Annotated in this window: 27 protein-coding genes; 6 read left to right on the top strand and 21 right to left on the bottom strand. The window is 47.6% G+C overall.

The features are described 5' to 3' along the window. Positions 1-23: 23 nt before the first annotated feature. From ACR8BL_RS21485 to ACR8BL_RS21425, 13 genes are all read right to left on the bottom strand, one after another. Positions 24-620, bottom strand: a complete 597-nt coding sequence (locus ACR8BL_RS21485) for a hypothetical protein (protein ID WP_434749445.1) — start codon at positions 618-620, stop codon at positions 24-26. Positions 621-769: 149 nt separating this feature from the next. Further along, positions 770-1,480: an MgtC/SapB family protein gene (locus ACR8BL_RS21480; RefSeq protein ID WP_434749444.1), complete on the bottom strand. Its 711-nt coding sequence runs from the start codon at positions 1,478-1,480 to the stop codon at positions 770-772. 33 nt (positions 1,481-1,513) lie between these two features. Then, positions 1,514-1,981 (bottom strand): GNAT family N-acetyltransferase, encoded by a 468-nt coding sequence (locus ACR8BL_RS21475; protein ID WP_434749443.1) that lies wholly within the window; start codon positions 1,979-1,981, stop codon positions 1,514-1,516. Between the two features lie 132 nt (positions 1,982-2,113). Further along, on the bottom strand, positions 2,114-3,553 hold the full coding sequence (gene gatB / locus ACR8BL_RS21470; protein WP_434749442.1) for an Asp-tRNA(Asn)/Glu-tRNA(Gln) amidotransferase subunit GatB: 1,440 nt from the start codon (positions 3,551-3,553) through the stop codon (positions 2,114-2,116). A gap of 26 nt (positions 3,554-3,579) precedes the next feature. Next, a complete protein-coding gene (gatA, locus tag ACR8BL_RS21465; protein ID WP_434749441.1) occupies positions 3,580-5,037 on the bottom strand; it encodes an Asp-tRNA(Asn)/Glu-tRNA(Gln) amidotransferase subunit GatA in 1,458 nt (485 codons plus the stop codon). Positions 5,038-5,064: 27 nt separating this feature from the next. Continuing rightward, complete coding sequence (gene gatC / locus ACR8BL_RS21460) at positions 5,065-5,352, bottom strand: Asp-tRNA(Asn)/Glu-tRNA(Gln) amidotransferase subunit GatC (RefSeq protein ID WP_434749440.1); 288 nt, start codon at positions 5,350-5,352, stop codon at positions 5,065-5,067. A 174-nt stretch (positions 5,353-5,526) separates the two neighbouring features. Next, positions 5,527-5,910 carry an ATPase gene (locus ACR8BL_RS21455; protein ID WP_434749439.1) on the bottom strand — a complete coding sequence of 128 codons (384 nt, stop codon included), beginning with the start codon at positions 5,908-5,910 and terminating at the stop codon, positions 5,527-5,529. A 163-nt stretch (positions 5,911-6,073) separates the two neighbouring features. Continuing rightward, complete coding sequence (locus ACR8BL_RS21450; RefSeq protein WP_434749438.1) at positions 6,074-6,298, bottom strand: sigmaY antisigma factor component; 225 nt, start codon at positions 6,296-6,298, stop codon at positions 6,074-6,076. Then, positions 6,291-6,629, bottom strand: a complete 339-nt coding sequence (locus ACR8BL_RS21445; RefSeq protein ID WP_434749437.1) for a YxlC family protein — start codon at positions 6,627-6,629, stop codon at positions 6,291-6,293. The genes ACR8BL_RS21450 and ACR8BL_RS21445 overlap by 8 nt, the downstream gene beginning before the upstream one ends. Position 6,630: 1 nt before the next feature. Beyond that, positions 6,631-7,179, bottom strand: a complete 549-nt coding sequence (gene sigY, locus ACR8BL_RS21440) for an RNA polymerase sigma factor SigY (protein ID WP_434749436.1) — start codon at positions 7,177-7,179, stop codon at positions 6,631-6,633. A 691-nt stretch (positions 7,180-7,870) separates the two neighbouring features. Continuing rightward, entirely contained in the window at positions 7,871-8,503 is a 633-nt protein-coding gene (locus ACR8BL_RS21435; protein ID WP_434749435.1) for an MBL fold metallo-hydrolase, read from the bottom strand. Positions 8,504-8,508: 5 nt separating this feature from the next. Next, on the bottom strand, positions 8,509-9,078 hold the full coding sequence (locus tag ACR8BL_RS21430; RefSeq protein ID WP_434749434.1) for a thioredoxin family protein: 570 nt from the start codon (positions 9,076-9,078) through the stop codon (positions 8,509-8,511). Beyond that, positions 9,078-9,695, bottom strand: coding sequence for a DedA family protein (locus ACR8BL_RS21425; protein ID WP_434749433.1), 618 nt, complete (start codon positions 9,693-9,695; stop codon positions 9,078-9,080). Before ACR8BL_RS21425 ends, ACR8BL_RS21430 begins: the two co-directional genes overlap by 1 nt. Positions 9,696-9,855: 160 nt before the next feature. Here ACR8BL_RS21425 and ACR8BL_RS21420 point away from each other — a divergent pair, with 160 nt between their 5' ends. Next, positions 9,856-10,203: a dehydrogenase gene (locus tag ACR8BL_RS21420; RefSeq protein WP_434749432.1), complete on the top strand. Its 348-nt coding sequence runs from the start codon at positions 9,856-9,858 to the stop codon at positions 10,201-10,203. 45 nt (positions 10,204-10,248) lie between these two features. On the opposite strand, the gene ACR8BL_RS21415 is transcribed toward ACR8BL_RS21420, so the two are convergent. The 5 genes from ACR8BL_RS21415 to yyaC form a co-directional block, all read right to left on the bottom strand. After that, on the bottom strand, positions 10,249-12,384 hold the full coding sequence (locus ACR8BL_RS21415; RefSeq protein WP_434749431.1) for an O-antigen ligase family protein: 2,136 nt from the start codon (positions 12,382-12,384) through the stop codon (positions 10,249-10,251). A 607-nt stretch (positions 12,385-12,991) separates the two neighbouring features. Continuing rightward, the gene (locus tag ACR8BL_RS21410) at positions 12,992-14,233 is read right to left on the bottom strand and encodes a class I SAM-dependent methyltransferase (protein ID WP_434749430.1); all 1,242 of its coding nucleotides are present in this window, start codon (positions 14,231-14,233) and stop codon (positions 12,992-12,994) included. A gap of 95 nt (positions 14,234-14,328) precedes the next feature. Then, positions 14,329-15,036: a DUF6483 family protein gene (locus ACR8BL_RS21405; RefSeq protein WP_434749429.1), complete on the bottom strand. Its 708-nt coding sequence runs from the start codon at positions 15,034-15,036 to the stop codon at positions 14,329-14,331. Positions 15,037-15,325: 289 nt separating this feature from the next. Next, positions 15,326-16,117: an alpha/beta fold hydrolase gene (locus ACR8BL_RS21400; protein WP_434749428.1), complete on the bottom strand. Its 792-nt coding sequence runs from the start codon at positions 16,115-16,117 to the stop codon at positions 15,326-15,328. A 60-nt stretch (positions 16,118-16,177) separates the two neighbouring features. Then, positions 16,178-16,735, bottom strand: a complete 558-nt coding sequence (gene yyaC, locus ACR8BL_RS21395; RefSeq protein WP_434749427.1) for a spore protease YyaC — start codon at positions 16,733-16,735, stop codon at positions 16,178-16,180. A gap of 212 nt (positions 16,736-16,947) precedes the next feature. Between yyaC and ACR8BL_RS21390 the strand changes: the two genes are divergently transcribed. Continuing rightward, the gene (locus tag ACR8BL_RS21390; RefSeq protein WP_434749426.1) at positions 16,948-17,169 is read left to right on the top strand and encodes a DUF1128 domain-containing protein; all 222 of its coding nucleotides are present in this window, start codon (positions 16,948-16,950) and stop codon (positions 17,167-17,169) included. A gap of 164 nt (positions 17,170-17,333) precedes the next feature. Here ACR8BL_RS21390 and ACR8BL_RS21385 read toward each other — a convergent pair whose 3' ends face one another. Then, on the bottom strand, positions 17,334-18,071 hold the full coding sequence (locus ACR8BL_RS21385) for a pirin family protein (protein ID WP_434749425.1): 738 nt from the start codon (positions 18,069-18,071) through the stop codon (positions 17,334-17,336). Between the two features lie 150 nt (positions 18,072-18,221). Further along, positions 18,222-19,226, bottom strand: coding sequence for an asparaginase (locus ACR8BL_RS21380; protein ID WP_434749424.1), 1,005 nt, complete (start codon positions 19,224-19,226; stop codon positions 18,222-18,224). Positions 19,227-19,426: 200 nt separating this feature from the next. On the opposite strand from ACR8BL_RS21380, the gene ACR8BL_RS21375 reads away from it, so the two are divergent. From ACR8BL_RS21375 to ACR8BL_RS21360, 4 genes are all read left to right on the top strand, one after another. Further along, entirely contained in the window at positions 19,427-20,128 is a 702-nt protein-coding gene (locus ACR8BL_RS21375; protein ID WP_434749423.1) for a phosphatase PAP2 family protein, read from the top strand. A gap of 132 nt (positions 20,129-20,260) precedes the next feature. Next, positions 20,261-20,518 carry a GlsB/YeaQ/YmgE family stress response membrane protein gene (locus tag ACR8BL_RS21370; RefSeq protein ID WP_434749422.1) on the top strand — a complete coding sequence of 86 codons (258 nt, stop codon included), beginning with the start codon at positions 20,261-20,263 and terminating at the stop codon, positions 20,516-20,518. A gap of 64 nt (positions 20,519-20,582) precedes the next feature. Next, positions 20,583-20,990, top strand: a complete 408-nt coding sequence (locus ACR8BL_RS21365; RefSeq protein WP_434749421.1) for a YtxH domain-containing protein — start codon at positions 20,583-20,585, stop codon at positions 20,988-20,990. A gap of 83 nt (positions 20,991-21,073) precedes the next feature. Next, positions 21,074-21,439: a DUF5665 domain-containing protein gene (locus ACR8BL_RS21360; protein WP_434749420.1), complete on the top strand. Its 366-nt coding sequence runs from the start codon at positions 21,074-21,076 to the stop codon at positions 21,437-21,439. Between the two features lie 22 nt (positions 21,440-21,461). Here ACR8BL_RS21360 and ACR8BL_RS21355 read toward each other — a convergent pair whose 3' ends face one another. Further along, positions 21,462-22,484, bottom strand: coding sequence for a magnesium transporter CorA family protein (locus ACR8BL_RS21355; RefSeq protein ID WP_434749419.1), 1,023 nt, complete (start codon positions 22,482-22,484; stop codon positions 21,462-21,464). Positions 22,485-22,607 lie beyond the last annotated feature (123 nt).

The following is a 22,607-nucleotide window of genomic DNA, read 5'->3' as shown; positions in this document are numbered from 1 at the left end:
TCCTTCCGTCCATTATCCGTTCTCTATGTTTTCTTCTTACGCAGCATAACCCAGAATTCCCGGCCAAAAAGTACTAAACCGCCTGCGATCATCAAAATGGCAAAAGAATATCCACCGTACATAGCAATCATCTCTTGAAACCAGCGTGGTTTGCGGAAAAAGAGTACCATCAGTGAACCTCCCACAATTAACAGAAGCCCAAATGAAATACCGCGCTCCCACACCATCATTCGCTCCCGTTCAGCACGTTCGCTGGCTAGCGGCTTGTCCATATTACCTTGCATTACCGCTCGGCGCCTGCGCAGCATAACCCAGTCAGCCGATTGCAACACATCATATACGTTGTAAAAGTAGATTACCGGAATACAAAGAGCCAGCAAGATCAGTAGAGGCACATTAATCTGTATACCGATGGACGAGAAGTATAATAGAGCGGACAAATCAAGCAATACAAGCAATATAAAAGTTAAGCCCCGCATGTACAGACGCAAATAGATATGTCCCAACCCCGGAATGATGGCACTTAACAACCCGGCAATAAATTTGTGTGTTTTATTCCGTACCTTCTTGGGCTTTCTAGTCTTTCTTGTTCTTGCGAGGTGTGGATGTGCCTTCTTCATAACATGCTCCTTTCGTGAGAAATAGCCGATATCCTCATTTATGCATTTGGTTAGATAGTACCCTAAAGCGTCCAAAGAGTAACTGGAAGGAAAATGGATATTAAGAAACACCCTCCGCTATTCCTGCGCACGGAGGGTGTTGATTTCTTTTATTCAATAGATACTCTGGTCATGTGTTCCCACTGCCTTAACTTGGAGACAATCTGTATCGTTTTTAAGTCATGCGGCACTTGAACGTGCAGCACGATTTCTATTTTTCGCTCAACGGATACGACCTCTGCAAAAGCCAAATCCGGTTCATTCACCGTAACTTTACGAATTCTGATCTTTTCCTGCTCCATAAAAGAGGAGACCTTCTCTAATATCCCTGGTTCGGACAAGGTGTGGAGGATAATGACATGCAATTTGTTGCCACGCAAGTACCTGAGCTCTAGTTTGTTAAATACCCAAAGATTCAAGAGTACCAGCACGGTGGAGACGATGGAGGCAAAAAAGAACCCCGCACCCGCAGCAAGACCAATCGCGGCAACGACCCAGATTGACGCTGCAGTCGTGAGTCCCGTAATGGACTTCCCGGTAAAAAGTATCGTTCCCGCACCCAAAAAGCCGACACCGGTAATAACCGCTGTAGCGAGACGCGCCGGATCAATCCGTACGTTTAATTCATGTGCAAAATCTTTGAAACCATAAATAGACAGCATCATAATTAGTGCCGATCCAAGACATACCAGAATATGAGTACGAAGACCGGCAGCATGATTGGATCTCTCACGTTCCAAGCCAACCAGCCCACCAAGCAGCATCGCCAGCAATAAACGAAGCAAAATATGCCATTCATCAATAAACCAAGGATTACTCAATATCGTAGTTCCCCCTCTAAGTTGTTCACATACTTAAAACTTATTCTTATGAAATGTTGTTAATTCCACTCCAGGTGCAATCTGCGCAGCTTCCACTGGCTTAAAACCAAACTTCATATATAGATTCACCGCAGCAGTATTAAGCGTTCCGGTGGAAACGATGTACCGAGGCAGGTTGGGGTGTTCTTCAAAAACATGCTCCATTAGCGATGCAGCAATTCCTTGGCGGAAATGGTTGGGATGTACCATCATACGTGTGATGGTTAGTGTATCCCGTTCTTCTGCAATCACAGCAACCGCACCAAGTAACTCTCCATCCTGCTCGTCTACACATCCATAAAATGTTTCTCCGCAGTTCTGCAATGTCTCGATTGTGTCAAGCAAAGGTGGAATGTCTTGAAATCCGATAATTTTTGCTTCCAGCCGGTAAGCCATATGCTGCAGCCTCCACAACTGGGTTAACATGTCTTCATCACGCAATGACAACGATTGAATTCGCATCGTTAAGTAGCTCCCTCGTATCAGGCTGAATAAACCGTTAAACCGAAATAACACAGCGCATCAGGGTATTTCATAACAAAAAAGAGGCTGTCACAGGGACCAGCCTCTTTCTGTCCGGCCTCACCGGAAGGATTAGCGGTTCAGTACATCTGTAAGCAGTTGGTTGGCGAGGGCTGGATTCGCCTTGCCTTTACTTTCTTTCATGACCTGACCTACGAGGAAACCAATCGCTTTTTGTTTACCGGCCTTATAATCCTCAACCGATTGCGGGTTGTTCGCAACGACCTGTTCGACAATGGCAAGAATGGCTCCTTCGTCACTAATTTGCACAAGTCCTTTTTCTTCAACGATCTGCTGCGGAAGCTTACCGCTCTCGAGCATTTCCTTGAATACGGTTTTAGCGATTTTGCTGTTAATGGTGCCTTTCTCCAGCAATCCAATCATCTCACCGAGCCCTTGCCCCGTCAGCGGAACTTGTGTTACCTCAAGGTTGTTGGTGTTAAGATAACCTAACAAATCCCCCATAATCCAGTTGGAGACGGATTTGGCATCCTGCGTATATTTCAAACTATCCTCGAACAGATCTGCAATCGCTTTGGAGGAAGTGATGACCTCCGCATCATAACTTGGCAGACTGTAATCTGCAGTATAACGGGCTTTACGCTGATCCGGCAACTCAGGAATGGAAGCTCTGATACGTTCCTTCCACTCGTTATCAATATGCAATTTCACAAGATCCGGGTCCGGGAAGTAACGATAATCATGCGCTTGCTCTTTGCCACGCATCGACAAGGTTTTGCCCTGAGCCTCATCCCAGCGGCGTGTCTCCTGAACAACTTCGCCGCCGTCGTCAAGAATTTCAGCCTGACGATACTGCTCGTACTCCAGCCCGCGCTGTACACCACGGAAAGAGTTCATATTTTTCAACTCCGCCCGGATGCCCAGCTTCTCCTGACCATGTGGACGCAAGCTGATGTTAGCGTCACAACGAAGTGACCCCTCTTCCATCTTCACATCAGAAACATCACAGTACTGCATGATCGCACGTAATTTTTCCAAATACGCACGCGCTTCTTCCGGAGAAGAAATTTCCGGCTCGGATACAATCTCCACGAGCGGAGTTCCGACACGGTTAAAGTCAACAAGGGAGGCATAACCACCATCCACATGTGTGAGCTTACCTGCATCTTCTTCTAAATGCAGACGTGTGATACCGATCCGTTTCGTCTCGCCATTCACTTCGATATCGATCCAGCCATTCTCACCGATTGGCTGATCAAATTGTGAGATCTGATACGCTTTAGGTGAATCCGGGTAGAAATAGTTTTTACGGTCAAACTTGCTGACATCAGCAATCGTGCAGTTAAGTGCCATTGCAGCTTTCATCGCATAGTCAACTGCCTGACGATTCAATACTGGCAGTACGCCCGGGTGGCCGAGACAGACCGGGCAGGTGTGTGTATTGGGGGGAGCTCCAAAAGCGGTGGAGCAGCCACAGAAAATTTTGGAGTTGGTATGTAACTCCACGTGGACTTCAAGTCCAACGACCGTTTCATATTTAGATGCGGACATTTCTTATTACCTCCGTTCCGGGCAGTCTACAGCTGCGGACGCTGCTTGTGGAATGCTGTATTTTGTTCATACGCATGCGCTACGCGCAATACGGTTGTTTCATCAAAAGCTTTACCGATAATCTGCAAACCTACAGGCAAACCATCTGCAAATCCACATGGAATGCTGACCGCAGGAACACCCGCCAAGCTGACTGGGATCGTCAGGATGTCGTTCAGATACATCGTAAGTGGATTGTCAACTTGAGACCCCATCTTAAATGCAGTTGTAGGTGCAGTAGGTCCAATAATCACATCATATTTGGCAAATACATCATCAAAGTCCTGTTTGATCAATGTACGTACTTTCTGAGATTTCAAATAATACGCATCATAATAGCCGGAACTGAGTGCATAGGTTCCGAGCATAATACGCCGTTTTACTTCTGGACCAAAGCCCTGACTTCTGGATTGGTGGTACAGATCCAGCAAATTCTCCGGATTGTCTGCACGCACACCATAACGTACACCGTCGAAACGAGCCAAGTTGGATGAAGCTTCAGAAGAAGCAAGCAGGTAATAGGTAGCCACTGCATATTCGGTATGCGGCAAAGAAACCTCTTCCCATGTCGCTCCAAGACCCTCCAGCACGTTAAGTGCGGCCAAAACAGTTTCTTTGACTTGCGGGTCAACACCTTCACCGATGTATTCCTTCGGTACGGCTATGCGCAGTCCTTTCACATCACCCGTCAGTCCGCTCAAATAATCGGGAATATCCACCTTGGCAGATGTCGAATCTTTGGCATCATAGCCAGCAATGGCTTGCAACACATAAGCAGAATCTTCTACATTTTTGGTCAAAGGTCCGATCTGGTCGAGTGATGACGCAAATGCCACCAAACCAAAACGGGAAACCAGTCCGTACGTTGGCTTCAATCCAACAACTCCGCAATAGGAAGCAGGCTGCCTGATGGAACCGCCCGTGTCTGATCCAAGTGTGAAGTACGCTTCTCCTGCAGCAACGGCCGCTGCAGAACCACCTGAAGATCCGCCCGGAACACGATCAAGTGCCCATGGATTATGCACAGGAGAGAAGCTGGAATTCTCGTTGGAACCACCCATGGCGAATTCATCCATGTTAAGTTTACCGAGGGTTACGGTATCGGCTGCTTTCAGCTTTTCGACAACTGTTGCATCATACACCGGGTCGAAATTACGCAGGAACTGACTTCCACAGGTGGTACGCAGTCCGTTCGTCACAATGTTATCTTTAATACCTACAGGCAAACCAAACAGCAAACCTTTCTCCTCACCACTGACAAGTCGGTCATCAAGCTGACGAGCGCGAGCGCGTGCATTCTCCTCGTCCAGTGTTAAATAAGCCTTCACCTTGTCATCATGTGCACCGATATTCTGATACGCCTGATCTACCAGATCGCTGACCGATAGTTCTTTTGCGTGCAGTTTGTTATGTAACTCAGGCAATGATTGTTCAAATAAACTCACAGTGCTTGTCCTCCTTCCAATTATCCGTTATTCCATGACAGCAGGTACTTTGAACTGCCCGTCTTCTTCATCTGGTGCGTTGTGCATCACCTGTTCAATAGACAGGCTTTCCTTGGTTTCATCTTCACGCATCACGTTGCTGACATGCAAAACGTGAGTTGTTGGCTCAATGTGGTCTGTGTCCAGCTCGTTCAGCTTCTCTGCATATTTTAAGATCGCGTTCAGCTGACCTGTCAGCGTCTGTTCTTCTTCAGCAGTCAGATTAAGCCGGGCCAGCTTGGCCACATGCTGAACGTCATTATTTGAAATACTCATTACCGGATGCCTCCTTCATTCGTTCTGTGCTTGAGATAACCCCGCAAACGAAGCATTCGTTTAACGGGCTAAAGTCCCAAGATAACTTTTCTAATTATAGGTGAGATAGTTCGACAATTCAATGTAAAAGCAAAAAAGGAGCCAGCATCAGCCGACTCCTGAACAATCTAATTCTTAAATCCATGCACGCAGGTTAACCTGCTTTATAAAATCCGCCTGGGACATGACATCATTCGCGGTTTCTTCTTCCTCTTCCACAGCTTGAGGGTCACCGTTCATCAGATGATGAAACAGCTTCTCATTATGTGTTGCAAGGGCGTAATCTATCAACGCTTCTCGCTCGACCCGCTCAGCTTCCTGCTTCAGCAGAATCTCTTCCAGATCGACGTCGCCGGATGGAACAAAAAAGTTCCGATTCACGAGCGGCACACGAAGCACGTAATCGAACGCATTGTCCGGATTTCGGTCATAAGCGATGATATATCCAAATTCCCCTACAGGAAGATTCTGCTCAAACGCATCCGCGACGATGACAACCTTCTCTCCTAATCGCAGCATCGTCTAACCTCCTGGTAGTCTATCATTCATATTTATTTGTATAGTCTACTAGAAAAGAATAACGATGTCTAGGAATACTAGAATTAAACAACATATTTGTGCAAAATCTTTTTAAAGATCTCCTTAAGGTGATATCTGCTCGTTCCCATATCATCAGTTATGTTTACTTTTTACCGTGTCGATTACGGTCGGTACGAATCACAACCAACCAGTAAATGAGCAGGGGACCGGGAACGCTGATCATTCCCCACAAACCCCATAACCAGGGAAAACGTCCACGTTTGCGTGCATCTTGAAAAATCCATGTTCCTTGAAACAAAAGCAGGAGCGCCAGGAACGCAAGCAGAACTGGAGGAATCTCTGCCAAAGAATAGTGAAGCTTATTCATGATGCATCGTCTCCTTCCGTTGCCGGACGAGCCATAATGTGGCTGCTATGACAGCAATGACAGTACCCAAAACTTGTATGCCCAGGTACACGGCAGGAGAAGAAACAATCAGCAACGTTCCCAGTGTAATTACCATCAATGCCACGAGCCAGAAGCAGATGAGTTCAACCAGATTGGCTCTGCGCTTCAGTCGTCTTTGTTCCCTGACACGGGATTCGAGTGATGCCAATGAAGGAATATCTGCCGGTTTACAGACATCGTCCAGTGCTTTCATCGACTGCTGTAATCGCTGCACGATTTCCTGATCCTGTACTTCGTTCGATGTGCTCATTCTATTCCAGCTCCTTTCTCAATTGACGGAGACCATAAGCTGTCCGCGACTTGGCTGTTCCGGCAGGAATGCATAACATCTCTCCAATCTCATCGTAACTATATCCATAATAGTGCTTCAGCAATACCGTAATGCGATGCTCAGGGGTTAGTCTTGTCATCGCATCCATCACATCCGTCCATTCCTCGTTTCGACTTTCGAGATGCCAACGAAAACGGCGTATCGCCTGATGTCGGATCAACTCAAGCCAGCTCTGCTCTCTCTTCTTTCGTCTGGTTCTGTCAATGTAAATTCGGGTTGCGATAGTGATCATCCATGACGAAAATGCTGATGTACCATCATAACGCCGAATGTTTTCCATGCAACGAACCATGGTATCCTGCACAATTTCTTCAGCCATATTAGAATCCATCGTAACTTTTATAAGATATTTATACACAAATGAATAATGGCGCTGCAATAGTGCTGCTAGTGCGCTGTCATCGCCTTCTGCCGCTCTGCGCACTTCCTCCAATTCAGCTGTTCTCATCCGAATGATCACCCGCTTCATGTTCAGTCTTAAGGTAATACGACAGGCTCCACCGAAACGTTCAACACAAACTCTCAAAATAAAAAATCTCAATGGCTTCATACATTTCAATAAAATAAATACGACAATTTCCCGGGCAATCAGACTCCATTTCGGTAATCTTGCAATTTGTCGAACCACCGCTGATTGTGAGCTCCATATCGTAATACATGGCTACTCCAAATATTTTGCTGAATGTTACGGGCTTTCTTATTGTGATGGACAGGAGTAAGGCTGGTATTAGGTATGTAAGTTTTCTGGAAAGCTGTTTCTTGAATAACGGATCGTATGACAGAATTCAAGCCCAGCGGGTGCTCATCAAGACTTGTATACTCCGTTGGTTTCTTCGCTGGGATTACTCTTAATTTCTCCACATTTATTTCCCTCACTCTCGTTCACTTCATTTTGGGTCTTTCTTCTACAATCTTCTTATAATCTACTCTACTTATCATTACGTATTTCCACTCGTTCCTGTCATTTTGCTAGCCGAAAATGGGCTGAAAACAAAAAAAGAACGCAAACCGGGTATAGACCACAGTCTGCGTGCTTCGCGAGTTAGGGTGTTTCTATTTAACGCTTTAGTTAAGTGATGCCTTAACGCTTGTAACAACTAATTGCTATTCTAATGAAAAAGTTGGCACTTGTCCAGACTTAATTCACATATTCTGTCGAATCATCTTGCAGGAACATACGGGTTATTCTGTTTCTCATAACCTATCGTTGTTTTAGGACCATGTCCCGGGTACACCTTAACCTCATCGGGGAATCGATACAACTTGTTCTGAATGGAATCCACCAGATCGCGTTCACGCCCACCTGTCAGGTCCGTTCTGCCTACACCCATGCGGAACAGCACATCTCCGGCAAACAGATCATTTTCACAAAGTAGACTTACACTACCTGGAGAATGTCCTGGTGTATGGTACACCTGAAACGTGTGGCCAAGCAATTGCAGCTTCTGACCTTCATCCAGGGCATATTCTGCCGGAGCGGCAGTGATGGGTGGTGTTACCTGCGGCCAGTTCAACGATCCGTTCAGCTTGGCTGTAGTCAGCCAGTCACTTTCAAGATCATGCAAGTAAACAGGACATCCCTTCAGTTTGCGAATCTCCTCTACACCGCCCATATGATCGAAATGAGCATGTGTCAAAAGTATAGCTTCAATCTCCAAATCCTGAATCGCCTTAAGCAGCGGACCAGGATTCATACCAGGATCAATAATAACAGCTTTTCCCGGATCCTCCCCCTGTAACAGGTAGGCGTTCGTCTGCAGCGGTCCGAGCGTAAATGTACGAATGTTCAACATATGGATTAAAAACCCGAAATCAGCTCACGCAACTCACGAATGACTACTGCATGGGACTCCGTTCCTTCCCCGTAACGTTTCAGAATCTCTTTACGCGTCTCTGCCATGTTATCCTGGTAGTCAGCAGCTTCACGATCAGGATTCAGACGTTTGAACTCCACCATCACTTCTTGTACGTGCTGCGGACGAGGTCCCCATTGACCTAACACATGTCCGCCTGTGTCTGCTACGATCACAATCGGCACAGAACGGCCACCCATCGTCAGGAATTCATCCATCACTTCCGGATGATTCTCCATAATCAGCACTTCGGTTGGGATGCCGGAAATCTCCAATGCCTGAAATACAACCGGAATGTTACGCACAACGTCACCACACCAATCCGCTGCCAGGATCAACACGCGAAGGTCGTCACGATGGTTCAGACTTTCGAAAAATTCACGATCCTCTTCACTTGACCAGACAAAGCTATCGTAGTTGGCCTGAAATTCACTCTGATTTTTGGTCATGCTTGCGATAAATTCCTTCGGAGGCAAACCTTTACCGAATTTGTGAGATAAGTTAGGTTTGGACATTACTTCACACTTCCTCTCTTTTTACGTACATTCATCCATTTAATAACAACATAAATAATCATAAGAGCAAGCGCAACAAGAAGAATCGGCGTAATAAAAGGGGCTGCTTTCTCATCTACATGCTTCCACTGATCCCCGAGAATCATCCCTAAATATATAAACAATGCAGTCCAAGGTATAACAGCGAGTGTGGTAAGCAGTATGAATTTGCCTGTGTGCATTTTTGTGATGCCCGCCGGAATCGAAATGGCGTGTCTTACGACTGGAACAAATCTGGCTGTGAAAATAACACCTGTACCATACTTACGGAACCACTCTTCGGAATGGTCGATGTGTTTTTTCTGGATCAATATGTATTTACCGTAGCGTTCAAGTACAGGTCTGCCGCCATAACGACCGATCCAGTAAATAAACAGTTGAGCGAGCACCCCGCCCACTGTGCCAAAAATCATCGCACCGAAGAAGTTAATGTTATGCTGAGAAACGAGAAAACCGCCATATGCCAACACAATTTCACTTGGAATAATCTCCATCATTAATCCGAGCATGATGCCGAAGTATCCCAGACTTTGAATCCAGTCGAATAATTGGCTGACAATGTTATGAATAACGTCCATCTCAACCCTCTTTCTTTTCCCTGAAATGGCGGTGCCCTGAAGCACCATGGATGTTCGTCCTTATTTTATCACAGGCATCTGAACGTGGCTACTTGTGAGAGCGGGACAGTATCCCGCCGGCGTTGCTCCGCATATGGTATAGGGAGAGGAGTGTGAGAATGTGTCATTCAAATCTGCGCCCGGATCTCCCCCGGTCAAACATAAGCAATCCGGCCAAAACTTGCCCTCTGCCCGCGGTATTCGCCGTGCCTGCAGCAAGGAATTGTACCGGACAGCCAAAAGATTAAAATTGTACGTCTCTCCGGAACGTATGAAGCAGGCCGAAGAGCAATACTATACGAAAGTTATTGCGAACCTGCTCTGGGTTGGAGAAAACCGCAATGACCGCAAAAAACTGTGTGAATGGTGGAATACCGAAGTCAGCGCAGACATTGCTGCGCTGTGGGACGTTGAGGTTGAACCGCTGAAAGAAGCATTCAAACACGCCTTTGGCGGTTACCGTCTGTAAAAAGAAAACCAGAACAGGCAGGCAGATATCCCCTCTTCCGCCTGTTCAATATTTCCCAAGACTCCAACGGGCCCTTTCAAAGGGACCCATAGCAATTCTGCGCAAGTTCTCACCAGCAGACGAAGCTGAAGCGTGCAGTAGGAAACGACGGTCGTTACGCATACGTTTTGAATTCACCTGTGTTGCCAGTTCTTTATAGCGTTCAAGCATTTGTATGCCTATAACCGCAGTCTGCTTAGCTTCCCAAGTCTGGCCTTCTGAAATCTCACGCATCGCCGCATGCTCCATCCAGTATAGCACCGCTCTCCAGGTTTCAACATCATAACGATTCAAAGCGGTGGCTGTGATAAAATACTTTCCCGCTTGCTTCCCTTCCCCTAAGTGCGATGCCAAACGTCCAAGCTGCAAATAAAGATCAGGATCTTTCGGCGAATAGGACAAGCCGTCCAGTAAAATGGGTTTGGCTTCCGCTTGAGGAAGTGTACGCGCAAGAGCAATCACCAGATCAGGCCGAGTGGGATTCAAGCGATATGCTGATTTGAGATGTTCGACACTTGCAGTCGTCCCTATCGGCTCAGCCAGCGCGTAACGATACTGCATATCTGCCCATGCGTAACGGGCTGTCATCCAAACGGTTCCTCCAAGCCAGCAGGCAAGTAAAAACGCGGCTATATATCGTTTGAAAGGCGCCAGCTTTGAACAGCTGGCTCGCAAAGTGAGATGGTACGCGTAACGCTGAGATTGGCGTGGCGTGCTCGCAAGTTTCACAGTCGGAGCAAAAGTGCCATTCGTGAACGGTTGCGGTGAGGCTGACTCCCCTTCTGTCCTCAGCGCAACCGCCCATGCTGCGAGCCAGATGAAGAGCATCCAGCTGAGCGAGTAGCTCCAGTCGAAGTCCACGGCTCCATGCAGGACGAAGACAAGCACGGGTGGCAGCAGACGCGGACCGAAGCGGCGGATGCTGCGCAGGGTGAAGAGTATCCACCCTGCAATCGGCGCGATGCCAAGCAGGCCCGTATCCAGGGCCAGATCGAGCAGTCCGCTGTGAACCTCGCCGCCAACATACGGCGAGGACTGGATGGCGCGGAACATGTTGCGCCATGTCTCTCCCCCGTGGCCGAGCCAGGCGGCCTCGGCCCATAGCTGCAGGGCATCCCGCCACATCTGCAGGCGGGATGCCCCTGTGCCGACCCCCGCCGCGAAACGTTCGGCGGTGGAGGCCGCGGCCATAAGTGCGGCGGCGATGCACGCCAGCACCGTGGCCGCCATGGCAGCGGCACGCCCGGCTCGGGCACCGCTGTGCCAGAGACGGCACAGCAGCAGCGTGCCGAGCAGCGCAGCTGCCCACGCCCCGGCCAGTGCCAACAGGCCGGGCACGGGTGCAGGCGCCAGCTGGGCAGCAGCCAGCTGGCGGTACAGCCAGGCCGCGCACGCCAGGGGCGCGGCCAAGGCCAGCAGCAGCGGCAGGCGGGCACCACGCCGCTGCAGGGCAAAGGCGGCGGCCGTGGCACAGCCGGCCGCAAGCCAAGCGCCGCGCGACTCGCTCAGCAGGAGCGCGGCTTGCGCGGGCATGAGCGGCAGCACCGCCGCGAAGAGCCGGCTGGCCGGGACGGCTCGCCCGGCCAGCACCGCTGCGGCGGCTGTCAGCCGCTCCAATGCGTACATGCCAACGATGGCACCGTACGCATTAGGGTACTGCAGCAATCCGCCGAGCCGGGCGCCGGCGGAGCTGATCTCGGGGTCGGCTATCCGCATGACACCGTAGGCCAGCGGCAGCACACCGCACACGGCCAGGATACCGCTTAGTACAAGCATGCCGCCTGCCAGCTGCCAGCCAAAGGCAAACCAGCGCAGACCACACTCACTCGCGGCCAGCAGTGAAGCGAGCAAGGCAAACATCGCAAGCAGGCTCCAGCGCAGCATTTCATGGATGCTGCCCTGTGTACTCACCGAGCCTGCCCAGGCATGTATGGCATAACACAACATCATTGCCACAGGAAACACTACATTGGTATGACCCCATTTTCCCAGATGCAGTGATTCCATACGCACTAAACCTAGGTCAACATGTTTCTTCCCCAACGTTCTCCCGATGTACACCACTAGAAGAATCATCGCGATCGTTCCGGTCATCAGAATAACGGGATACAAGTCAACAGAATTAAATAAACCTCTGCGCATACACCCTGCCAGTAATATAGCCACTGTGCTTAAGCCTAAAACTACAGTCCGTTTTGACCCTGTAGACCTCTTCCCACTTCCTCTTCCTTCCATACTGATATTAAAACTAGATGTAGATGACTCCTGGCCGGAGATAGAGGTATGGCATGGACTGGCTATATCGTTATATGTATTGCTTTCTCCTCTCAAATAGCACCCGTTTTTCGGAAGCTCCTTCATTCCACACCTCCTTTCTTTCTTTCAGCAATTGAATAAACAAAAAAGGCAGAAGGCTCCCGATTTCGGGTCCTTCTACCTTATTTCCACCTAGCCGTCAGATCAGTTCATGATTTACAACGGAATATGCATCCTGACTTATGCAAGTAAAACCTTTATCCTAAACACACATTCTCACTTATTTATGGGATAAACGATTTTATTTTTATTCATCTGGAATCACGCACATATCGCTCATATTCTTCATCTTGCACATCGAGTAAAACGACCCTTGCAGCAGTATGTCCATTTCCTTACTTTTACAGACCACTTATGCGGCAGACGTTTCAACCTCAGTCTTTCTGGTCATTCTCGATCCATCTTGGTTTATCCATCACATTCCCGGAAAAAATCAATGAAGAGTACACTTCGCAGACCGCTCCAAGTTTTCCCTGTCCACTTTTCCATTAGATTTGCTTCCTTCAACCGGCAGCAAATCTGCACATGCACGCTCCAGGTATGGGTCAGCATGGATAAAATCACGGAAAGCGGTGTATTCACTCCACATCTCCTCGACTTGTCCAGCCTGACCGCGAACGGCACGAATCAGAATGTTTTTCGGTGTATTTTCCAGATCAATGAATTCGAGCAACTGTGTCTTGTATCCCATCACATCGAGAAGTTTGGCGCGAATCGCATCCGTTGCCAGTGCGGAGAAGCGCTCCTTCAGAATGCCATGGGACAGAAGCGGGTTCATCACCGAAGATTCGACTTGGTCATACAGTTCATGCTGACAACAAGGAACCGACAGAATGACAGATGCTCCCCAGCGCACCGCTTTCTCCAGTGCCGCATCCGTAGCGGTATCGCAGGCATGAAGTGTAACGACCATATCCACTTCGTTCAGCTCATCATAATCCGCAATGTCCCCAACGAGGAATTTCAGATCACCATAATGCAAACGTCTAGCCAGATCATTACAGTGCTCAATAACATCCGCTTTTAAATCGAGACCGATGATGTTGAGTGAACGTCGCTGCTGTACAGACAAATAATGATACAAGGCAAAGGTCAGATAGGACTTACCGCAGCCAAAATCCACAATTGTCAGCGGACGTCCTTCCGGCAGATGGGGGATCACATCCTGCACCATCTCAAGGAAACGATTGATTTGCTTGAACTTGTCGTATTTGCGTGCAAGCACACGTCCTTCCTCGTTCATGATCCCAAGTTCAACGAGAAATGAAACAGGGACCCCCTCTTCCAGCACATATTGCTTTTTGCGATTATGGGACAGATCTACGGCTGTTTTGGATGGAGATTTGGTCAAAATGGACACTTTATATTTTTTGCTGATCAGAATTTGATAATCTGCCTCTGCCGTACAGAGCAATCCCTGACGAAACGTCTCTTCACATAACAAAGTCATACGCTCTAACGCTTCATCCGGGGTCAAATTCTCATGCAGCACTTTATTCGCGTAGTGAAAAGCAAACTGGTAATGAAGCTGATTTTTCAGCGTAACCGGCTTCACCTGCACTTTGGTAAACGAGACATTGTCCCGTCTGCGCAGCTGACTTAAGGTCGCCGTAATCAGCGAGTTCTGTTCAAAAATATCATGTATAAGCTTTCGCAACGAATCCACGGGGTACATCTCACTTTCGGTTTGGTTTGGTCAACCGTTACCATACCATAATTCTGTTTCCTCTCCAAGTGAAGAGCCTGGTCTCCATCTGTTTAACCATTCGCCTACTGACGTTTGGTCTCCAGCGCTTTAATCTGTGCCAGTCCCTCATTGACCTCGTCTCGCGGCAAACCGCCCTGTTCAAGCTGCTCATCCGTAAGTTCGGTTAACCTCTGATAAAATGCTTTTGCATCTTGCTCATACTGTACAGGATACTCCGCGCCAAGATGCAGCAACCTGTACCACCCATTCTCGGCTGCATCATATCGCCCCTGCTGCTCCCGGTATAACGCAAGCTGCTTTTCCGTTCGGGCAGGAAGCTCATATCCCTGAATCTGTTCCATGACTCCGTCTATACGTTCAGGCGCTTGCAACAGTTTGGGGTTAGCCCCGTGATTTAAGGCATATAGGTAAAAATGTAAAGCTCGCATCAAACGCATAAGCGCTGCATCCTCTGCCTCCATTTTCTCCTGATCATCCATGCCCTCGACTCTGGCTTTCTCCTGATAGATATATGCCTCTTCCTCAATAAGTCTGGCCGCTTGCTGCAGATTGTCCACTTCAATGACACCGCGAAAACGGAACATTTCAATGACATCTTCTGCAGGCAGAGAGTTCAGCAAAGACAGATTCATGCCAAATTGTCTGCGCATTAGCTCATCCAGTTCAGACAAGGCCTCCGCATGTTTTCGCTGTTGTTTGAGCGTAAAAGCCTTGCCAATTGCCTCTGTCATATCCTCCACCATTCGGAGCAGGTAATCCTTCCTGAACATCGGTGTGCCCCCTTATGTCTTCAATCATCTATCACATAATTATGTATCGTGTATCCATACTTTTTATTTTAATTCATGCCGTGAAAAAAAGCGAAAGTCCAGCTTGCTCCTGCTTCAGATGCAAGGCAGCAAACCAAATCAAAGCCCCTGCTTGTCCACATGGACATACAGGGGCTTGGTATACTTACAATGATTGAGTACGTTTCATCGTAAACTTTCTCACTTCTCCAGACAGACCTTTACGTTTATCTATTTCCATTCCACTTCATTGAGTTGAATGACTTCACAGTTAGTCAGACAAACCGGCCATAAACTGTTTAATCACCTGAATCAATTCTTCTGGTGCTTCATACATGCTCATATGTCCTGCACCTGCAATCGTAGCTTGAACAATATGAGGCTTATCACTCGTAAAGGTGCGTTCTGGCGGAATCAGACCATCCTTTTCCCCTGCCACAAGCAGTACAGGAAGTGGTGTAGCCGATAACACATCACGACGATCCGGGCGTTCACGCATAGCCAGTGCTGCACCAACTGCACCTTGAGGGGCAGTCTGGTAACCAATTTCCTTCACACGATTCACATGTGTCGACAACGACTCCACATTTTCCGGTGCAAACAGACCAGGAACCAGCCCGTCCACAAAGTTCACAATGCCTTCGCTCTGAATCGTGGATACTGCGCGCAAACGTTTCTCCTTCGCCTCTTCACCGTCGGGGAACGCTGTTGAATGGATCAGACCAAACGCATTCAGACGCTCCGGGTGATGCTGTGCAATTGAAAGCGCAATATATCCGCCCATGGAATGTCCCAGAATGACCGCTTTTTCCACACCTATTTCATCCATCAGCTGCAGCACATCATTGCCCATCTGTTCAATCGTGTAACTGCCAACCGGTGCATCCGTTTTGCCGTGCCCACGCAGATCAGGTACGATACAACGATAGCTGCGTGCCAGCTCCGGCAACACCTCATCCCAATAGGATGAACTGCCGCAGTATCCGTGAAGCAGCACTAGTGCTTCTCCCTTACCCTGCTCAGCATAACAAATCGTCGTTCCATCACACATCACTTTTTCCATATTAATCCCTCTCTCTGCGCGAATGTAATATTTCAGGTTGTATATTATTAAGCATTCATCTCATGAATGAAACGTTTCTCGTGCAATCCAGGCCTCTGTTACCGCGTTGGCAATCGTTTGAGACATGCCTATAACAAGGTGAAGTGAAGTCATCTGCAAAATAGAATACGGTCTCGGACCGTTAGCATTCACTACTGCGGCTACACTGTATTCTCCAACAGGTGGCAACTTGCCGCCAACGGATTGGGCAGGATAAAGAGGCGTTCCTGAAACATAGTATGTCCCGGCAGCATCTTTTGGGCCTAAACATGCATCAATTGCAATTACGGTATGGTGTGCCGGTATCTGTGCCAACCGCTTTTCCAGTGTATCTGCATCACAAGGAGCAGCCAGCGTGCCAATCACATGAGGTATACCGCATTCCTCCAGCAGTGTACCCGTCAGTGGTCCAAGTGCATCCCCGGTGGAACGATCTGTACCGATACAGAGAAACGTAATTTCATCCAGATTGTGGAGCTGGGAGATATACTTGAAAAAAAGGACAAGCTGGTCTCCAGGCACTCCTTTACGTATTTCTCGATTCTGTTGCCTGACAAGTTCACGTTTATATAAGGCCAAGCTTGATTCCCTCCTGCTGACTCTGATCTGACTGACAACTCCAGTGCAATCTTGTCTTCCAGTCATTTCGTTCTATTCTCACATTGTAACCGATGCTCCGTTCCCCCGCAAAATCATTGGCTTGTACCCTTCCACTCATGCTACAATAACAAGAGTTTCCGAGATGGAAAATGAGCAAACCATCCCCGTAGATGGAAAGGATGAAGTTAACGATGGATTTAACACAAGCAACAGTAGAAAATATGGAATATATGATCGAAGCCATCAAGACCAAGCTGCGGATGGCCAGTGGTGCCGCTATGCAAGGTTCAGGATTTCCGCTTGAGAAATATGAGGATCTGCAAGATTTGTATGAGATGGTTATCGGAAAAGAGCATCTGAGCATCTCCGAGGTGGAAGCTGTTGCTTCTGAACTCGGTAAACTTCGTAAATAAGTTACACACGCTGGATTCTGCCTTCACATCTGACAGTATTGCAGCAATAGAAAAGGACCTGTCTTACATCAGAACACTGATGCAGGACAAGTCCTTTTGATTTTTTATAGTCTATGCGCTTGCTTAATCCAACCTTGTTGATCCAATGTGCGAATATATCAAGGTCAAGGTAAATCAACAAGAACAAACTCGGCAGGCTCGCTGCCTGCACTTGTCATCTGAAGATCACAGCTTTTGTGAATTCGAGCCGCATCTCCGGGCTTGAGATTAAAATGACCATCGGAACACTGGATTTCAAGATGCCCGTTAATGAGGAACAAATGCGTCCGCCGATCCTCATGTTGCGGATACATCAATTTTTTGCCTGACTCCAGCTTAGATAGATAACAGGTGACGTCCTGAGCAATGCGGAGAGAATCCTCTTCCAAGCGTTCATCCGGTTGATCTGACATACCTGACACTATCGGACAAAGACGGTTCAGCTGTGCGGATTCTTCTATTTTGCGATATGCATAAGACGGTTTCAACATTCGCTGGGAAGGCAGAAACCACATCTGCAGGAAACGTACCGGTTCATCCGTCGCCGGATTGGTTTCAGAGTGCTCTACACCTGTACCTGCACTCATCACCTGAACTGTCCCCGCTTCCAGCAGCTGTTCTGTACCCATACTGTCTGTATGCTTAAGCGTACCTGATATCACATAACTGACAATTTCGAGATCATGATGTGGATGTTTCTTAAAGCCTTCCTGCGGCATCAGTATGTTGTCATTATGAGCTAACAGACAACCAAAATGGGCATTGCTTGGATCCTCATAATCTGCAAAGGAAAAGCTAAATTCACTGTGTATCCAACCTCGATCCGACGTGTGCCTTTCTTCCGATGTCACTACTTTAATCATATTCATCCACCTCCAGAGGATTGGAACTGCCTTATCGCAGTGATCCATGCGTGTTTAGAATTGTATAGGTCAATACCAGTTGGTATGTGATCTTTACCCGGGGCCCGGTCATTCTAATCAAGCTCCTTCCAAAGGTTATACGCTATCTTTTTATGAGTGGAGCACAAATTCACTATCCATCCGACCTACTAAAGTTCCTGCATCATTACGAATGTCTGCAGGAAATACTTCTGCCAGGCGGGCAATGGTTTTGGGATTGGAATAGTTCAGTTGCTTCAATATCGATTGTGCAATGGAAGCCCATTCTTCCTCAGAGCCATCCAGCACTTTGAAGGTGATACCAAGTCTCTCTTTTTTCAGCGCGAAACCAAATACACCCTTGAATCCACCCTTGGCAACAATATTATCGTCCTCCAGCAACACCGAATCCACCCGATTCGTGCCACCTACCATAAGAGGGTGCTGATTCATCGCAGAAGTAATTGTCTTCACAGCGATGCGTGTGGACTCATCTTCAATGAGGTCAGGACAAGCCAGCTTAAGATACGCATTGGAGAGCGCGGACAGCGGCAATGAAAATACCGGAAAGCCGCAGCCATCCGTCCCGAGTTGAATTTCATTTTCTTTAATACCAGCAAGACCGGCCAATGTTTCAAGGATTTCCCGTTGCACTGGATGTCCTGGCTCGGCATAGGTGTCCAAATCAAGCTTTTTCATCTGGCTGTAACCTAATATCCCCAGATGTTTACCCGAACAGTTATGCAGTATTCTGCGTTTCTCTCCTTGTGCGCGCAACCAGTTATTGCGACTTTCCTCATTAAGCGGGTAGCTTGGCGCACAGACCAAACATTCCTCACCAAGTCCAATTTTACGAGCTAAATGTTCCAACACCTGAATATGTTCCGGTTCTGAGCGATGTGATGAAGCCATGATGGCAATCTCATGGGCCTCAAGGTTATAGTGGTGATCCATTCCCGCCCGAATTCCAGGGATCGCCTGAAATGGTTTGGCAGACGAACGTGTAAACGCTCTGAAATGAGGATTACCGACTGAATATGCAACCTGCCCATGCTCATCTGTAATACATATGTGTCCGTAGTGGGCGCATTCCATCACGCCTGCACGGTATTCTTTAACTAACAGCGCACTTTCCATGCGAGTTTCTCTCCTTCATAGTGCCAATTTCATATATATAAAATCCAGTTTATCTCTGCTTTGCTTCATGGCGCCGCATGGGATATCCTCATTAGTATAGTACAAAAACGACGGTTTTACAGTTTTTTCGACAGACGTTTCGGGTAAAGCTTTATCAGCCTTACTGAAGGACTACACTTTTATAGAAGGAGATACGTTTCATGCTACGTAATTCTCAACATCTCTCATCTGAACCGCCACATGTCGTCCCTTTGCGATCCTTGGTGAAATATATCCTCATTGCTTCGCTGCTGAGCGCAGCCATTGTGCTGTTATTGGCAGGTCTTGGAGCCATACTCGGCATGGATCATTTGATTCAGCTGGATAGTCAGATCCAGCAAATGTTTTACCTGCATTCGCAATCTCGCCTTTCTCTGCTGCCTTACACTTCATTCATCACAGCGTTAGGTTCGTTTAAAATATCAGCGCTCGCCGCAGCGGGATTCGCACTATTGTGTTTTGCACAGCACCGTCCCAGAAGCACCCTATATGGGTATGTAATCTGTGCAAGCTTTTCCATGATGTGGATTTTGAACACTCTGTTAAAAGAGGTATTCAGACGAAGCAGGCCCGAACTCGATCACCTTCTCGTTGTACATGGATATAGTTATCCCAGTGGTCACGCCATGATTTCAATGGGGTTTTACGGCATGCTTTTTGTCATTTGGGCCGTAGAATGCAAGAAACAGGACTTACCTGGAAAATGGCTTCCTGTCTTTTGCGGCATTCTGTTTATTTTGTTGATTGGTCTGAGTCGAATCATGCTGGGAGTTCATTATCCTACTGATGTCTTTGCCGGATTTGCTGCCGGATTCGCCTGGATTTTATGTATGATTCAAGGAATAAAACGATCCGTTTCCTGATTCACTTCCTCCAATTTCCATTCTATGCATCCTGCCATTAGTTGTTTCACCACGTTGCACGGCGTTTATATACGAAGTAAGCAAACGCGAACAGATAACATCCTGCATCAAGTTGAAAAGGAGGCGGTTGTTATGTGGGGCATTATTATCAGCATTGTCATGGCGATTATTATCGGTTTGATCGGCGATGCACTTGCCGGTCACAACATGCCGGGCGGCGTGATAGGTGCAATGATAGCCGGATTTGCCGGAGCTTGGCTGGGAGCCCTTTTGCTTGGTAACTGGGGATCCATTATCGGTAACTTCGCAATCATTCCTGCCATCATTGGTACAGCTCTCTTTGTTTTCTTACTGGGGCTTGTGTCCAGACTGCTAAGACAGGCTGCCTGATTCGGGTTAGATGGTGTTCGTTGTTTCGTATTTGTTTTCCAATTTGAAGAAGGAGTGATTAGACATGAATAAAGCAGAAGAGCAATATCCTGTACAAACGGGTTCCACTTTCGCCAAAGGTATTTTCATCGGAGGTTTGCTGGGCGCTGCCGCTGCCTTGCTTTTCGCCCCTAAACCAGGACGCGAACTGCGTGGTGATCTTTCGGAGAAGGTAGGCATGGTTACTGACCGTACGAAGGAAGTAGCAACAGTGGTTGGAGACAAAGCTTCTGAAATTGCCAAAACGGTATCATCCAAAACGTCCGATCTGGCTAGAACGGTGAACCAAGGTCGTAATGATGTTATGGACTCCGTAAAAAAAGCATCTGCAGACGTTGCTGAGGAAGCAACGCGTGCATCTGAAGAAGTAGCTGCCGCTTCCGTGGAAGCGAAGGAAGATGTGCGTAAACAATTGAACTCGACAAGCCTGTAAGGCCTGATGAGATCGAGCAATAAATAGCCAGCTGCATTCCAGCTGGCTATTTTTTATCCAGAGCGAACGGAGGAATGACAGATATGAGTAAAGTCACGATCAATGGCAATCCCCCGGTAACAGGGGGAACACCTGCACAGCAGTATGATACCAGTGAGCATCCATTCGAATTGCGTCATGAGGTCAAGCGCCTGAACACACGGCTCGATCAGATTGCGGACAGTTTGGAGAGAGCACAGATCAAAGACATCATTGAAAATTACAGTAGTCCCAAAAAACGAATCATTACGAACTTTACCGCTGGTATGGCTCGCGGGCTTGGGTTGACTGTCGGTACATTTGTTGTGCTCGGTTTGCTTGCCTATATCCTTAGCCAATTTGTTAATATGCCTATTGTGGGTAAATATATCGCGGATCTTCTCGGTTACATCCAGGATTACAAAAAATAAAAGAGGGGCAGCCAGTCTGTGGCTATCGCTTTCCCTCTTTTTCTCTGTCCCGGTTTCCCGGAGCGGAAGACTGGGCAGATTTTACTTTCAACAAATCCCCTGTCCATCCTTTCATCATCATCCATATATACATGCTAACCATGCTGCAGATAATCAGTGCAATGACCAGTACGACTCCCCATGTCTTGTCGATCAGGGGCAAATTCTCAAAATTCATCCCCCATATGGCACCTGCTGCTGTTGCCGGTGTGAATACAGAAGTAACAATTGTCAGTGTCTTCATAATCTCATTGCCACGTACGCCAGATATGGCATTGTCTATCGAAATTAAGGTATCGATCTCCTTTTCATAATGCCGGAACAGACATTCCATCCGTTCGACGCGATACTGAAGCTGTTGATAGAAGCGATTATCTGTAATTTCTTGAAGGTAAGCTTCGCGGGAAGCTGCCATTAATTCGGTATAAGGAATAAACAGATTACTCCAGTACAACAATTCAAACCGGGCCGCCAGAATCTGATCCATCAATGTACGTGCATTGCGAGTCTCCATTCTCCGTTCCAGATCACGCAGATTCATCTCAAAACGATCCATGCCCACATGATAATAATGAAGAATCGCTCGAAAAAGAACAAACATGCCTTCTCTGGCCTGAGTACATTGTTGCAGCATGTGCATACGTTCGCCCGATTTCATGATTCCCCTCGTATTGTCATCCAAATTGAGCGTAACCAAATTGAATTTATCGACATAAAAAAACATCTGATTATCTCTTCGTTGATCATTTGTTTCATTCTTCACGGCATATAAAAAGGAACCGAAAATAACCGCATCTGTGCCGTTAAAATAACGAACGGACAAGTAGTTGGATTCAGCTTCCGAGATTTTGTTTAGCCAATATTGCATCGCTGGAAAAGCCTGCTCCAGATCATGAAGTGCACTGTCCATACTACTGGAATCCGGAGCTACCCAATCCCACCACTGCCACTCCTCAGAGAAGAACAACTGATCGCGCCGAGCCTCCAGTTTGATCTGATCCACCATATATTCCTCCTGACATGTTAATTCATGTGTCGCCGGGATTCCTCCAGTCAATTCAAAAAGGACACGTATGCAATCCAGTGCAATACCGTGTCCTCGTTAAGCCGTATTGGGGCAACCATAGGA

Source organism: Paenibacillus amylolyticus (genome assembly GCF_051136285.1).
Lineage (GTDB): Bacteria > Bacillota > Bacilli > Paenibacillales > Paenibacillaceae > Paenibacillus > Paenibacillus amylolyticus_F.
This window is presented reverse-complemented; position numbering and strand designations above follow the sequence as displayed.